The following is a 13591-nucleotide window of genomic DNA, read 5'->3' as shown; positions in this document are numbered from 1 at the left end:
CGACGATCTCCTCGGCGTCACGGAGGAGGGCACCTACACTCGGGCTGTGCGGCTCTTGGAGCGCAGCGCCGAGGTGGGTGTCCTCCGGGCAGCCCTCGGCCACGCCCGTGGCGGTGACGGCAGTGGGGTGGCCATCACCGGAGACAGCGGTGTCGGCAAGTCGTCGCTGGTCGACGCCGTCATCGCGGAGACGGCGGCGGCAGGGTTCGAGGTGCGCGTGCTGCGCGCCCATTGCGACCCGCTCGACACGCCGCGACCGCTCGGCCCCTTCCGCGACCTCGAGCTTCTCGGTGCCGCGGGCGACCCACGGCGCGAGGACGAGTCGCGAGCCGAGCTGTGCGAGCGAGTGTACGACGCCCTACGAAGCGAGCCGAGTCTGCTGATCGTCGAGGATCTGCACTGGGTCGACGCCGCGACAGTCGATGTGCTCCGCTTCCTCGCACGGCGGGTCGAAGCGATGCCGCTCCTTCTCGTCCTCACCTACCGCGACGGGGAGATCGGCCCGCGACACTCCGCGAGGCCGCTGCTGGGCGACCTCGCCTCGCTCGATGGCTTCACGCAGCTCGGGCTCGCGCCTCTCTCGGTGGACGCGGTCCGTGAGGTGGTCAGCGGCACCCACCTGGACGCGTCGCGCGTGCACGCGCTCACCGGAGGCAACCCGTTCTTCGTCGCGGAGGTCGCCAAGGAGCCCGACCGCCCCCTGCCGGCCACCGTGCGTGATGCGGTGCTCGCGCACACGACGGACGTCACCGACCACGACTTCGAGGTCCTCCAGCTGATCGCAGCCGCCCCCGACCACCTCGACAACCGAGTGCTGCCGCACCTCGACGTCGACCTTCCGACCCTGCGGCGTCTCCAGGACACGTCGCTCCTCTCGCGTACCGCCGACGGTCTGGTCTTCCGCCACGAGCTCGCCCGGCAGGCGATCGAGAGCACGATCCCGCCCGGTGGCGGACCACGACTGCATGCCCGGCTCGTCGTCGCGCTCGAGACGATCGATCCTGCCGATCCGGCCGTCCTCACCCACCATGCCGTCGCTGCGCGCGACGGCGCGCGGGCGACGTCGTACGCCCGCCGGGCCGCTGAGGACGCGAACGCGGCCGGATCCCACAGCGAGGCGGCTGCCTTCTTCGAGATCGCACTGGAGCACCTGGAGACCCGTGATCCCGAGGAACGGGCACGTCTCCTGCTCGAGCTCGCCTACCAGCAGTACATGACCAGCCGACTGTCGGAGGCGATCTCGAACGTACGGGCGACCTTCCGGCTCTGGGAGGAGGCGAGGAACCACGAGGGGCTCGCCGATGCGCACGACGCGGTCGCGCTGTTCGAGTACTACAACGCACACCGCGAGAAGGCCGAGCACCACTCCGAGACGGCGGCGCGGATCGCTCTCGATGCCACCACGCCGTCCACCTACGGCGCGGCGCGGGCGACCCAAGGCTTCCTGGCCTATCTCCGCAACGACCTCGTACGGGCACGCGAGCTGGCCGCGGAGGCACGTCTGGTGGCCGAGCGCAGCGACCTCGGCGTGCTCGGTCTGCGCAGCGAGGTCGTCACGACCGTGAGCGACCTGGTGAGCGGCGACGAGGCTGCGCGAGCCACGTTGCTGACCCAGGTCGAGACCGCCCGTGACCGAGGCTGGGACGAGCTGGCGTCGACGGTCTACTCGCAGGTCGCCAGCCTCGACGTCGAGCACGGTCGGTTCCGCGACGCCGAGCAGCTGCTCCAGGTCTCCATCCCCTTCGCCAACCAGCGCGACATCCCGATCTGTCGCCACTGGCAGACCGGCGTGCGTGCGCGGCTCAAGTTCCAGCGCGGACGGTGGGAGGCGGCGCTGGAGGATGCCGCCACAGTCATCGGTGACGACGGGATGCCCCTCGCCACCTTGTGGCCGCGGCTGGTCAGTGTCCTCGTGCCGTTGCGTCGTGGCGAGGATGCCGAGCTCGGCATCCTCGATGACGCGTGGTCGCTGGCGGAGCAGATCGACGAGCCGCTCCGCCGGCTCTCCGTGCTCGCGGCGCTCGCGGAGGCGGCGTGGATGACGGGACGCACGGACCATCGCGTGTCCGACTACGCCGTGTCGCAGCTCGCCGTACTGGGCGCGTGTCCCGGTGCCGAGTGGGGTGCGGGGCACGTGGGCGCGTGGCTGCGTCGCCTGGGCCTCCCGGTGCCTCAGCTGGCCCGGGTCGCCGAGCCCTACCGCCTGGCAGACGAAGGCAGGGTCGCCGAGGCCGCGCGGGCGTGGCAGCTGCTGGGCGATCCCTTCGCCGAGGCGATGGCCTGGACCGACTCGGTGGTCCCCGAGGACCGGGTCACAGGCATCCGGTTGCTCGACTCGATCGGCGCGGTCGGCACGGCCGACCGGCACCGCGTCGTGCTGCGCCAGGAGGGCAGCGTGGTCGTGCCCCAGCGCCCTCGGGAGAGCACCCGCGCGAACCCGGCGGGCCTCACCAACCGGCAGCTCGAGGTCGCACGACTGGTCGCGCGAGGGCTCTCCAACGCCGAGATCGCGACCCAGCTCTTCATCTCACCGAAGACCGCCGACCATCACGTCTCGGCCATCCTGACCAAGCTCGCCGTACCCAACCGGCGTGCCGTCGTGGTCAACTCCGCGCAGCTCGGGCTGACCTGATCTCCGCTCCCGCCGGGGCACGAGCTCGAAGCGCACGTACCAGACCAGCATGAACGCCGTGGTTCCCAGGTGGAACGAGTGCAGCGCCCACAGTGGACCCGGCGCGAGGCTGAAGACGTACACCGAGTAGATGGCGTTCCCGAGGTTCGCCAGCATCAGGTTGCCCAGGCTGTAGGAGCTGAGCTCGCGCGTGCGCAGCGCCTTGCCGAGCATCGGCATGGTGCTGGAGGCGAAGATCACCGTCGATGCGATCCCCGCTAGCACGGGCAGGGCGATGTACATGTCATCACGCCCGGAGCGGCAGGGCGGGACGCGCAGTGGGCTGACGCCCGCCCATGTCGGCGCCAGTGGGCCGGTCGCTCAGCGCGCGTCCTTGCCGTCGCGCTCTGCGGGAGGCCTTCGCGGTGCGCCGTCGGTCGGCGTCGGCAATCATCTCTCGCCGGCGAAGACTGGCCAGGTCCAGGCTGTAGGGGTTGTACATGGCATCACCTCGTCGTATCGGTTAGGACACGACAAGGCTGGTGTCGCGAGCGACCCCGGACATCGGAGGAAATCCCCACCTTTGGCGCAATCTCGCCCAGGTAACGAGCGCAGCTGCGGCGGGTGCTGCAAGGCCTCGTGCGCGACGGGCTGGCCTGTAGGCCGGGTTCTGTACGCCGAAGCGTGGCGACCATCCATCTACGACGACCGTTGCCGGCCGCCTCCAGCGATCTACCCGCGTACTCGGGCGGGCAGCCCTCGGACGTACGCGCGTTCGGGGCCTGGGGGCTCCGAACTTCTTGATCTTGCTCCAGGTGGGGTTTGCCTAGCCGGCCGGGTCGCCCCGACCGCTGGTGGTCTCTTACACCGCCGTTTCATCCTTACCGCCCGGCGCGGAGCGCTGGGAGGCGGTCTGTTTTCTGTGGCACTGTCCCGCAGGTTGCCCCGGGTGGGTGTTACCCACCACCTTGCCCTGTGGAGCCCGGACCTTCCTCGGGGAGTTGCCTCCACGCGGTCGCCCGGCCAGCCCGTCCGCAGGCCAAGGATAGGGGAAACGGCTCCGGGCGCGGCTCTCGCCACGTACGGTCGCGGACAAGCGCAGCGACGAGGGGAGACGACGATGCGGATGCGACGTACGGCGGCGGGGGCCGTCATGGTGACGACGGTGGTCGTCGTGAGTGGCCTGGTCGGGGCCGGGCCGGCGGCAGCGGTGTCGTGGCGCAACTGCGACGCCGTGCACCGGACCTACCCGCACGGGGTCGGCAAGGTCGGGGCGCGCGACCACACGAGCGGGACTCCGGTGACGAGCTTCAAGCGCTCGAACGCGCTCTATAGGACCGCGATGCGGGTGAACAGCGGGCTGGACCGCGACAAGGACGGGATCGCCTGCGAGGCGAGCTGACGGGTTAGGTCGCTTGTCGGTTTCCGGGGTTTCGAGACGGCGCTAGCGCGCCTCCTCAACCGCCGGGAGACTGGCCCGGTGCTTGGTGACGGGTATGTGATCAGGGAGTTGCGGGTGGGGGACGGGGCGGCGCTGGCGGCGGCGTTCCGGAAGAACAAGGAGCACCTGTCGCCGTGGGATCCCGGGCGGCCGGACAGCTTCTACGCCGACGCCGGGCAGGAGGCGGAGGTCGCGCGCAACCTGGGGGAGACGGCGGCGGGCCGGTCGTACATGTACCTGGTCTGGCACGACGACCTGGTCGTCGGGCGGCTGATGATCACCAACATCGTCCGGGCGGTGCTGCAGTCGGGGACAATCGGCTACTGGATCGACCACGAGCACCTGGGTCGCGGGCTGGCGACGGCCGGGGTCGGGCACATGGTCGTGCAGGCGACGAGGCTCGGGCTGCACCGGCTGGAGGCCGGGACGCTGGTCGAGAACACGCCCTCGCAGGCCGTGCTGCGGCGCAGCGGCTTCCAGCAGTACGGCGTCGCCGAGCGCTTCCTCTACATCCGCGAGGAGTGGCGCGACACCATCCTCTTTCAGCGCCTCCTGCACGACGATCCACCCGGGAATCCCGTGCCCTGAGAGAACGTTCAGGAGGCATGAACGACGACATGCTGCCCACGCCGCCCGTCGTGTTCCCGGGACAGACGGCGGCTCCCGAGGCGGCCTACCGCACGGCGTACGATCTCCTGGAGCGTCGCGCCGCGAAGGAGGCCCTGGAGGTCCTCGAGCCGGCGCTCGAGGCGGACCCCGACAACACCGGCCTGCTGACCCTGCGCGCCTGGGCCTACCTGATCCGCGTGCAGCTCCAGCGCGCCGAGACCGACCTGGAGCGGCTGGTCGCCGAGAACCCCACCGACGACTGGGCGCAGCACGCGCTCGGCCGGTGCCTCGAGCGGCAGAGCCGGTACGCCGACGCGCTGCCGCACCTGCGGCTCGCGGCCGCCATGAGCGGTGACTGGGACCACGGGCTCGCCGTGCTCCGCGTCGAGGAGCGGCTCAGCACGAAGGACGAGTGAGCCTCAGGGCGCCGGCGCGAAGTAGGTCTGCTCGACGCTGAACGACGCGACGTCGTACGCCGCGCCGCTCTGCGTGGTCACCGACCAGACGCCGGCGGCCGTGAGGCCGCCGTGCGGGACGTGCAGCGGGATCCAGGGCGACACGAAGCTGCCGTCGCCCTGCATCGTCGTGCCGCTGAGCGAGGCCGTGTCGGGTGCGCCCGGCGTGCTCGGCCCGCCGGTGGCGGTGACCCGGATCTGCTCGTGGCCGGTGTCACCGACCGCCAGGAAGTCCGCGGTCGAGGGGTGCGTGGCACCGGCGCCGCAGCCCGGGCCCGACCGGAAGGACAGGCCGTCGGCGTAGCGGTCGGACCCGACCGGGCCGCACGAGTCGGTGCCGCAGCCCTGGGGAGCACCGGGAATGGCGCACGCGCCGGGAGAGCGGGGCGTGTGCGCGGCGTCGTACGTCGTGGTGCGCGTGTGCTCGACGAGCGGTGCGGCGGAGACCGTCAGCGGGGTGTCGGACACGGCGCGGTTGCCGGCCAGGTCCTCGCCGACGACGTGGAGCACGTAGGAGCCGGGCGGCTGGACCGCGCCCGAGGCGTCACGCCCGTCCCAGCGCAGCATCGGGCAGCCGCCGCTGTAGTACCAGCCCCAGCCGTGGTCCGGCTCCCCGGAGTAGCACGGCGTGTCCTCGGCCGTGAGCGTCCGCACCGCCGCGCCGGCGGCCGTCTGCACGGTGGCGTGGATCTGCGGGGCGGTGATGTCGTGGCCCTCGAACTTGAAGCGCACCTCGTCGGAGAACAACGTGGTCGCCGGGTAGACCGTGGTGCGGTTCGCCGTCACCGTCGGGTCGGGGGCGGTCGTGTCGAGGATCCACGCCCCGATCCAGCCGCTGCTGGCCGTGTGGTGCGGCCGGGCGACCTGGGTGCCGGCGATGGCGAGGTCGTAGCGCCCGGCGGGCACCGGGTTGCCGTGCTCGTCCAGTCCGGACCAGTCCCAGACGTGGTGACCGGCGCTCATCCGGCCGAGGGGGATCCGTGCCACGACCTTGCCGTGGCCATGGTCGACCCGGACGGCGCCCTGCACGACCATCGGCTGCTCGAGCGTGAACCCGAGCCGGGCGACGTCCTGCTGTCCGTCGCCGTTGGGGGAGAAGAAGTGCTGCACCGTGCGCACCGGACCTTGAACGGCCCGGACCATGCGGACGTTGGTCCGGGCCCGGCGCGCTGGCCCGACGTCCTGGACGCGTGCCTTGCGGGTCGGAGAGGCCCAGAAGACGATGCTGAACCGGCCCGGCTTCTGCCGCCACGCCTGAAGGGAGTAGAGGTCCTCGGCGGGGACCCGGTAGGTCCCCGGCTTCAGCCGGCAGCCGGGCCGGCCGAGGCACACCAGCCGGTTGTAGGCGACGTCGGTGTCGCCTCGGGTGTAGGTGACCGTCGCGTGCAGGTAGGCCGCCTGGCGCAGCCGCACCGGGATCACGAGACGGTCGTGGTAGCCGTCCCCGTTGGGGGAGAACTCGTGGCGGTACTTCCCGATCGAGATGACCGGGCCGCTCGCTTCCGCGGGCGCGGCGCTCAGGGCGGCTCCCGCGGTCAGGCCGGCACACACGACGGCGACGGCAGCGACGATGCGCGTCCTGAAGCCCATGATCGATCCCCCTTCGCACGGGCGACCCGATGGCGCCCGGCACGCACTACAGCGCCGATCGGTGCCCGGGCGTTACATGCCGTCGTGGGCCGTCGTGGGTCACGCCAGCCGGGTGAGCGCGACGTCCACGCTCATGGACGACGTCTTCGCGCCCGAGAAGATCCCGCTGAGCGGCTGGACGTCGCCGTACTCGCGACCGGTCGCGACCACGACGTAGCGGTCGCCCGGCTCGGAGTCGTTGGTCGGGTCGAAGGCGTGCCAGCCGTGGTCCCACCACTCCACCCAGGCGTGCGACTCGCCGGGCACCTGCTCGCCGACGGCGGGTCGGCTCTGCGGGTGGAAGTAGCCCGAGACGTAGCGCGCCGGGATGCCGAGCGAGCGGAGCCCGCCGATCGTCAGGTGCGCCATGTCCTGGCACACGCCGGCCCGCTGCTCCCAGGCGTCGGCGGCCCGGGTGTGCACATCGGTCGCGCCGGCGCGGTACTCGACCTCGCGGTGGACGAGGGCGCACACCTCGCGAGCGGCGTCGCCGGGGAGCTCGGCCTCGGCGCGGATGCGCTGCACCCGCTCGCTGAGCTCGGGGTGCAGCGCCACGGCGGGCGTGGTGGCGAGGTACTCGGTGTGCTCGTCGGCGACGTCGGGGTCGGCCAGCTGCTCCCAGCCGATCGTCGGCATCCCCGTCGGCGCGCGGTCGGTGTGGACCGTCGAGGTAGCGGTCACCGTCATCGTCTCGTGCGGGTCGAGCACCTCGAACGCGGTCACGGCCGTGCCGAAGTAGTCGCGGTAGTCGTAGAGCCACGGCGCGGGGGAGACCTCGAGCCGGCTGTGCGACACGATCTGGCCGGGCGTCGTCAGCGGCGTCATCCGCGCCTGGTTGTACGACGCGACCGCGCGGCCGTCGTACTCGAACGTCGTGCGGTGCACGATCCGGAGCTGCATGCTCACGAGAGGACCCCCTGCCACGTGAGCGACTCGGCTCGGGCGAAGTAGCGACGGGTGATGGCGTCGGTGGCCAGCGCGCAGGTGCGCTGGAGCCGCTCCATCTCGTTGGGCAGGTCGGCGAGCACGTCGGAGAGCGAGCGGTACTCGAGCTCGGCGCGAGTCCGGCCCAGGAGCCGCTGCCCCTCGTTCTGGAAGCCGGCGCGCTGGCCGGACGACTCGAGGTTGTCGACGCACTGCTCGGCGCGGTTGAGCGAGAACACCACCGATCGCGGGAAGAGCCGGTCGAGCAGCAGGAACTCCGCGGCCGCGCGGTCGGTCTCCAGGCCGCGGTAGGTGCGCAGGAACGCCTCGTAGGCACCGCAGGCGCGCAGTGTGCTCGTCCACGGCGAGCCGGTCGAGACGGCGGCGGTCGCCACCAGGCGCGAGGTCATGTCGGCGCGCTCGATGCAGCGGCCCAGCATCAGGAAGTGCCAGCCCTCGTCGCGGGTCATGGTCGCGTCCGCGGTGCCGTTGATCAGGGCCGCGCGCTCGCGCACCCACTGGAAGACCATCGGCGGGCGCATGGACCGGAACTGGCCGGACGGGATGGCGCGGTACGTCGTGTTGAGCGCCTCCCACATCGGCACCGACAGCGTCTCGCGGGCCCGGCGGGCGCTCTCGCGCGCGGCGCCGAGGGCGGTGGCGATCGAGACCGGCGACTCCGGGCTGTAGGCGAGGTGGCGCAGCACCGTCGTCACGTCGACCTGGTGGAACTCGGGGTCGTCGTCCTCGATCTCGACGCCCATGATCTGCAGCAGCATCCGGCACGTCTCGCGCTCGTCGATGCCGGCCTCCTCGAGGATCAGCTGGGTCTGCACGTCGAGGATGCGCGCCGTGTCCTCGGCGCGCTCGACGTAGCGGCCGATCCAGAACATCGACTCCGCGATCCGGCTCAGCATCGGCCCACCCCCTGCTGTTGCTGCTGTTGTTGCTGCTGCGGCTCCTGGTCGGCGCCGGGCTCCGACAGTGCGGGACCGGTGGTCTGCGGCGTCGGCGCAACCGGCTCGACCTTGACGGGCTCGGGCGGCCGCGCCGCCTGGCCGGTCCCGGCGAGCACCCAGGTGTCCTTGGAGCCACCGCCACGCGAGGAGTTCACGATCAGCTCTCCCTCCGCGAGGGCGACGCGGGTCAGCCCGCCCGGAAGCACCCAGACGCGCTGGCCGTCGTTGACCGCGAACGGACGCAGGTCGACGTGGCGCGGCCCGAACCGCCCGTCGACGTACGTCGGGACCGTCGACAGTTGCACGACGGGCTGGGCGATCCACGAGCGCGGGTCGGCGAGGATCTTCGTGCGCAGCTCGACCAGCTCGGCCGCGGTCGCGCGCGGGCCGATCACGATGCCCTTGCCGCCGCTGCCGTCGACCGGCTTGAGGACCAGCTCGTCCAGGCGGTCGAGCACCTCCTCGCGGGCCTCGGCGTCGCCGACCCGCCAGGTGTCGACGTTCTTGAGCACCGGCTCCTCGCTGAGGTAGTAGCGGATCAGGTCGGGCAGGTAGGTGTAGACGAGCTTGTCGTCGGCGACGCCGTTGCCGATGGCGTTGGCGATCGTGACGTTGCCGGCGCGGGCGGCGTCGATCAGGCCGGGGCAGCCGAGCATCGAGTCGGCGCGGAAGTGCACCGGGTCGACGAACTCGTCGTCGACGCGGCGGTAGATCACGTGCACCGGCGCAAGGCCCTTGGTCGTGCGCATCATGACGCGGCCGCGACGGCACTCGAGGTCACGTCCCTCGACCAGCTCGACGCCCATGGTGCGGGCGAGCAGCGCGTGCTCGAAGTAGGCGCCGTTGTAGACGCCGGGCGTCAGCACGACGACGGTCGGGTCGGCGACGCCGGCGGGGGCCGCGGCCCGCAGCGCGGCCAGCAGACGCTGGGGATAGCCCGCCACCGGTCGGATCCGGTGCTCGGCGAACGGCTCGGGGAGGGCGGAGGAGATCGCGCGCCGGTTGGTCATCACGTACGAGACCCCGGACGGCACCCGGACGTTGTCCTCCAGCACCCGGAACTCGCCGTCGTCGTCGCGCACCAGGTCGATGCCGGAGACGTGCACGCGGACGCCGTTCGGCGGGCGCACGCCGGCGGCCTGGCGGTGGTAGTGCGACGACGTCACGATCACCCGGCGCGGGATCACACCGTCGGCGAACACCTGCCCGGCGTCGTACACGTCGGCCAGGAAGGCCTCCAGCGCCGCGACCCGCTGCTGGACGCCGCGCTCGATCGTGGACCAGGTGTCCATCTCGATGACCCGCGGGAGGATGTCGAGCGGGAACGCGCGCTCCTCGCCGCCGATGTCGAAGGTCACGCCCTGGTCGAGGTAGCTCGCCTGCAGCGCCTCGACCCGGGCGGCCAGGTCGGGGATCGTCAGGTCGTTGAGGGAGTCGCGCAGGCGCTCGTACGGCGGGCGCAGCTGCTCGGCGTCGAACATCTCGTCGTACGCGGCGCGCGTCCCCGAGTAGCCCTCGAACAGCGTGCTCATGGGCGTTTCCATGCGCGGACCCTACCCATCCTGTTGTTTCGGGAACGTTGCGTCGGCGACTGGTCTGGGTACGTTGCCGTCATGAGTGACGACTTCTGGTTCTGCGTGAAGCACCACCGCGTCGAGCAGGGCGAGGACATGTGCCCGCCGATCGACCGCCTCGGACCGTTCGGCAGCCGCGAGGAGGCCGAGGGTGCGCTGGGCAAGGCCGAGCAGCGCAACGAGGACTGGGACAACGACCCGAAGTGGAATGACTGACACCCGCCTCACCCCGGCGTCACCGTGGCCGTTCGTCGGCATGGCCGGGATGGCGTGCGCGTTCTTCCTGTACGCCGCGAGCGGGCTCATCGTCCCGTGGTGGGCGGTCGTGCTGCTGCTCGGCGTCTGGGTCGCGCTCTTCGCCGTCGCCTGCGCGTGGTGGACCCTGCACCCGACCAGGCTGCCGTGGGTGGCGGTGCTCGCGCTGGTCGTCTGGGTCGCCGCGATCTGGCTTGTCGGCCTGGCTACCTGACCTTGCCCGCGACCCTCAGCCTGGTGGTGACGGTGCGGTAGCCGGGCGCCGTCACGGTGACCAGCACCGAGACAGCCTTGCCCGCGACGGCCTCGAGCGCCTTGCCCGCCAGCGTGAACTTGGTGGCTGTGGCCTTCGGGATCGCCTTCGCGCCGGCGTACCACTGGATCCGCACCGTGGCTCTCGACGGCGTCCAGACGCCGGGGGAGACGGTGAGCGTGGCGTTCTTCCTCGCCGTGCCGGTGACCTGGGGCTTCCTGGTCGCCGTCAGGACGCCCTTGCCGACGATGCGGGCCGCCGAGGTGGCGACGCCCGCGGTGTGGCCGGCGGCCGTGGCGGTGACCCGCACCTCCAGCCTCTTGCCGAGGTCGGCCGGCACCGGCCGGTACGACGAGGTCGTTGCGTGCGCGACCGGTGTGCCGGCCACGAGCCACTGGTAGGTCAGGGTGGGGTCGGCGGGGGTCCACGTGCCGGGCGCCGCGGTCACGGTCGCGCCGACCCGGGGTGCCCGCGTGATCGCCGGTGGTGTCGCGCTGGCGACCGGCTGGTCCGCCGGTGCCACAACGGCGGTGGCACCGGAGGTCGCCGTCCCGGCGTGGTAGCCGGTCCTGGTCGCGGTCACCTCGAACCGCACGGTCTTGCCGACGTCTCCCGCCGCGGGCAGGTACGACGTACCGGTGGCACCGGCCACGGGCTCCCCGTCCACCAGCCAGCGGTAGGCGAAGGAGAGCCCGCCGGCGGGATCCCACGAACCGACGGCGCCGGTCAGCGCTGCGCCGACCTGCGGGGTCCCTCCGATCGTCGGCAGCGCGGTGTTGGTGATCGCAGGCGCTGGTCCGTCGACGCTCAGCTCCACGTCCTTGCCGCTGGTGGTCGCGCCGCCCGTGACCGACACCGTGGTCGCCGTCTCGACGGTCCAGGCGTCGTCCCACCACTCGCTGACGTAGCCGCTGCCGGACGGCGCCGCGAACCGCAGCCGGAAGCCCCCTGTCGGGAGCCCATCGAGGTCGTAGTCGCCCTCGTCGTCGGTCAACCTCGTCACGCCGGTGCGGTGCCAGTCGTCGCCGACGAGCTGCCAGGCCGACACGTCGACGTCCGCGACAGCGACGCCACCGGTGCCGGTGACGGTGCCGGTGACGTGACCGGCGACGGCCAGCTCGGCGTTCGCGGTGGTCGTCACGCCGGCCGTCACCGGGACGTTCGTGGCGGTCGCCATCGTGGTGGCGTCGTCGTAGTACTCGGTCGCGTAGCCGGAACGGCTGAACACCATGCTGTGCGGGCCGCCCGCCGCGACGTCGACGTCGTACTGGCCGTTGATGCCAGTGAGTGTCGTGGCGGCGAGCATCCAGTTGCCTTCGTTGAGGTACCCCACGCTGACCCAGACGTTCGCGAGCGGCGTGCCGCCCGGTGCGGTGACGACCCCGGTGATGTGTCCGGTCCCTGCGGCGAGGGTCGGGCCTCCGGGCACGCACACCGCCGTCACGACCAGGACCAGGCCCGCTAGCCAGGCGATCGGACGTACGGCGGCGCGGTCACGTCGCATGCAGATGTGTCTCCCCGTGCAGTGGCGAGGCCCGATGCCGCGTCGCTGGTCCGGGACAGGCTAGGGGTGACCGTGCTCCGGGGGAGTCGTTTCCGTGGAACCGGCACTCAGACGGATGCTGACCTGCGTGATCCGGTGCCGGTCGACCTCGGTGACGACGAGCTGGTGGTCGCCGACGACCACGGTGTCGCCGGGCTCCGCGAGCCGGCCGAGGGCGTGCATGACGTAGCCGGCGACGGTCTCGTAGGGGCCGTCGTCGAGGGGTACGCCGGTCAGGCGGGCGAACTCCTCGATGGTCAGGCGGGCGTCGACGACGTCGGGCGCGGTCTCCGGGTCGGCCTCGTCGTACTCGTCGCGGATGTCGCCGACCAGCTCCTCGACGAGGTCCTCGAGGGTGACGATGCCGTCGGTGCCGCCGTACTCGTCCACGACGACGGCGATGTGGCGGCCCTCGTCGCGCATCCGGGCCAGCGAGGGCAGCAGCCGGTTGGTGGCGGGCAGGTGCAGGATGTCGCGGGTCAGGCCCCGGATGCGGCGCTGCGGGTCGGCGCCCAGCAGGTCGCGCACGTGCAGGAAGCCGAGGACGTCGTCCTGGCTGGTCCCGATCACGGGGAAGCGCGAGTAGGGGTGGGAGAGCGCGGCCTCGACGGCCTCCGCGACGGTGCAGTCGATGGCCAGGAAGGTGACGTCGCGGCGCGGACGCATCACCTCGCTGAGCGAGCGGTCGCCGGCGTCGAAGACGTCGGTCAGGATCTTGCGCTCGTCGTCGGCGAGACCCTCGTGCTGGTCGACGAGGAAGCGGAGCTCCTCGTCGCTGAGCTCCTCCGCCGTGGCCGACGGATCGCCGCCGAAGAGCCGGACGATGCCGTTGGTCGAGACCGACAGCAGCCACACGACCGGCCGCATCACGATCGCGAACCGGTCGAGCGGTCCGCCCACCGCGTACGCCACGCCCTGGGAGCGCTGCAGCGCGAGCCGCTTCGGCACCAGCTCGCCGAGCACCAGGGAGAGGTAGGCGATGAAGAGGGTGAGCAGGATCAGCGCTGCGGTGTCGGCGGCGGCTCCGCTGAGCCCGGCGTTCTCGAGCACCGGGGCGAAGTCGGGCGCGAGGGTCGAGGCGCCGTACGCCGCGGAGAAGAAGCCGGCGACGGTGACGCCGATCTGCACCGCGGCGAGGAACCGGTTGGGGTCGCGCGCGACCCGGGCCACGCGGGCTCCGCGCGGACCACGCTCGGAGAGGGCGTTGATCTGCCCCTCACGCAGCGAGACGAGGGCGATCTCCGTGCCGGCGAAGACCCCGCCGACGAGGATGAACGCGACGACGAGAAGCAGGTTGATCAGGGTCTGGGTGTCCACCGGGGGTCCGCGGGCTCCGTC

Annotated in this window: 13 protein-coding genes and 1 other RNA gene; 6 read left to right on the top strand and 8 right to left on the bottom strand. The window is 71.9% G+C overall.

Annotated features, from left to right (window positions below; translation table 11 throughout):
* Nucleotides 1-46 precede the first annotated feature (46 nt).
* Nucleotides 47-2632: a helix-turn-helix transcriptional regulator gene (locus tag ASC77_RS23760; RefSeq protein ID WP_056159205.1), complete on the top strand. Its 2586-nt coding sequence runs from the start codon at nucleotides 47-49 to the stop codon at nucleotides 2630-2632.
* On the opposite strand, the gene ASC77_RS23755 is transcribed toward ASC77_RS23760, so the two are convergent.
* Together ASC77_RS23755 and rnpB are read right to left on the bottom strand one after the other, a co-directional pair.
* Entirely contained in the window at nucleotides 2528-2914 is a 387-nt protein-coding gene (locus ASC77_RS23755; RefSeq protein ID WP_056159033.1) for a hypothetical protein, read from the bottom strand. The genes ASC77_RS23760 and ASC77_RS23755 overlap by 105 nt on opposite strands.
* A 340-nt stretch (nucleotides 2915-3254) precedes the next feature.
* An RNA gene (rnpB, locus tag ASC77_RS24010) (RNase P RNA component class A) lies at nucleotides 3255-3642 on the bottom strand.
* Between the two features lie 89 nt (nucleotides 3643-3731).
* Between rnpB and ASC77_RS23750 the strand changes: the two genes are divergently transcribed.
* The 3 genes from ASC77_RS23750 (at nucleotide 3732) to ASC77_RS23740 (ending at nucleotide 5077) form a co-directional block, all read left to right on the top strand.
* Nucleotides 3732-4013: an excalibur calcium-binding domain-containing protein gene (locus ASC77_RS23750; protein WP_082575278.1), complete on the top strand. Its 282-nt coding sequence runs from the start codon at nucleotides 3732-3734 to the stop codon at nucleotides 4011-4013.
* 96 nt (nucleotides 4014-4109) lie between these two features.
* Nucleotides 4110-4640 (top strand): GNAT family N-acetyltransferase, encoded by a 531-nt coding sequence (locus tag ASC77_RS23745; protein WP_162249855.1) that lies wholly within the window; start codon nucleotides 4110-4112, stop codon nucleotides 4638-4640.
* Between the two features lie 17 nt (nucleotides 4641-4657).
* Nucleotides 4658-5077, top strand: a complete 420-nt coding sequence (locus ASC77_RS23740; protein WP_200945121.1) for a tetratricopeptide repeat protein — start codon at nucleotides 4658-4660, stop codon at nucleotides 5075-5077.
* A gap of 3 nt (nucleotides 5078-5080) precedes the next feature.
* On the opposite strand, the gene ASC77_RS23735 is transcribed toward ASC77_RS23740, so the two are convergent.
* From ASC77_RS23735 to ASC77_RS23720, 4 genes are all read right to left on the bottom strand, one after another.
* Entirely contained in the window at nucleotides 5081-6706 is a 1626-nt protein-coding gene (locus tag ASC77_RS23735; protein ID WP_056159024.1) for a FlgD immunoglobulin-like domain containing protein, read from the bottom strand.
* Between the two features lie 99 nt (nucleotides 6707-6805).
* A complete protein-coding gene (locus tag ASC77_RS23730; RefSeq protein WP_056159020.1) occupies nucleotides 6806-7645 on the bottom strand; it encodes a transglutaminase family protein in 840 nt (279 codons plus the stop codon).
* 2 nt (nucleotides 7646-7647) lie between these two features.
* Nucleotides 7648-8586, bottom strand: coding sequence for an alpha-E domain-containing protein (locus ASC77_RS23725; protein WP_056159017.1), 939 nt, complete (start codon nucleotides 8584-8586; stop codon nucleotides 7648-7650).
* Nucleotides 8580-10160, bottom strand: a complete 1581-nt coding sequence (locus ASC77_RS23720; protein ID WP_056159015.1) for a circularly permuted type 2 ATP-grasp protein — start codon at nucleotides 10158-10160, stop codon at nucleotides 8580-8582. The genes ASC77_RS23725 and ASC77_RS23720 overlap by 7 nt, the downstream gene beginning before the upstream one ends.
* An 81-nt stretch (nucleotides 10161-10241) precedes the next feature.
* Between ASC77_RS23720 and ASC77_RS27340 the strand changes: the two genes are divergently transcribed.
* Entirely contained in the window at nucleotides 10242-10418 is a 177-nt protein-coding gene (locus ASC77_RS27340; protein WP_200945119.1) for a hypothetical protein, read from the top strand.
* Entirely contained in the window at nucleotides 10411-10671 is a 261-nt protein-coding gene (locus ASC77_RS23715; RefSeq protein WP_056159012.1) for a hypothetical protein, read from the top strand. Before ASC77_RS27340 ends, ASC77_RS23715 begins: the two co-directional genes overlap by 8 nt.
* Here ASC77_RS23715 and ASC77_RS23710 read toward each other — a convergent pair.
* Both ASC77_RS23710 and ASC77_RS23705 read right to left on the bottom strand, forming a co-directional pair.
* Entirely contained in the window at nucleotides 10664-12214 is a 1551-nt protein-coding gene (locus ASC77_RS23710) for a carboxypeptidase regulatory-like domain-containing protein (protein ID WP_056159009.1), read from the bottom strand. The genes ASC77_RS23715 and ASC77_RS23710 overlap by 8 nt on opposite strands.
* A gap of 60 nt (nucleotides 12215-12274) precedes the next feature.
* A complete protein-coding gene (locus tag ASC77_RS23705) occupies nucleotides 12275-13570 on the bottom strand; it encodes a hemolysin family protein (RefSeq protein ID WP_056159006.1) in 1296 nt (431 codons plus the stop codon).
* Nucleotides 13571-13591: the final 21 nt, after the last annotated feature.

The sequence above is a fragment of the Nocardioides sp. Root1257 genome (genome assembly GCF_001425175.1).
Lineage (GTDB): Bacteria > Actinomycetota > Actinomycetes > Propionibacteriales > Nocardioidaceae > Nocardioides.
The sequence above is the reverse complement of the archived record's forward strand: the minus strand, read 5'-3'. Positions and strand labels throughout refer to the sequence as shown.

Excerpts from the sequence above, each read along its gene's own strand:
- ASC77_RS23710 (WP_056159009.1), bottom strand. The coding sequence starts at position 12,214 with ATGCGACGTGACCGCGCCGCCGTACGTCCGATCGCCTGGCTAGCGGGC.
- ASC77_RS23720 (WP_056159015.1), bottom strand. The coding sequence starts at position 10,160 with ATGAGCACGCTGTTCGAGGGCTACTCGGGGACGCGCGCCGCGTACGAC.
- ASC77_RS27340 (WP_200945119.1), top strand. The coding sequence starts at position 10,242 with ATGAGTGACGACTTCTGGTTCTGCGTGAAGCACCACCGCGTCGAGCAG.
- ASC77_RS23735 (WP_056159024.1), bottom strand. The coding sequence starts at position 6,706 with ATGGGCTTCAGGACGCGCATCGTCGCTGCCGTCGCCGTCGTGTGTGCC.
- ASC77_RS23755 (WP_056159033.1), bottom strand. The coding sequence starts at position 2,914 with ATGTACATCGCCCTGCCCGTGCTAGCGGGGATCGCATCGACGGTGATC.
- ASC77_RS23730 (WP_056159020.1), bottom strand. The coding sequence starts at position 7,645 with ATGCAGCTCCGGATCGTGCACCGCACGACGTTCGAGTACGACGGCCGC.
- ASC77_RS23725 (WP_056159017.1), bottom strand. The coding sequence starts at position 8,586 with ATGCTGAGCCGGATCGCGGAGTCGATGTTCTGGATCGGCCGCTACGTC.
- ASC77_RS23740 (WP_200945121.1), top strand. The coding sequence starts at position 4,658 with ATGAACGACGACATGCTGCCCACGCCGCCCGTCGTGTTCCCGGGACAG.
- ASC77_RS23715 (WP_056159012.1), top strand. The coding sequence starts at position 10,411 with ATGACTGACACCCGCCTCACCCCGGCGTCACCGTGGCCGTTCGTCGGC.
- ASC77_RS23750 (WP_082575278.1), top strand. The coding sequence starts at position 3,732 with ATGCGGATGCGACGTACGGCGGCGGGGGCCGTCATGGTGACGACGGTG.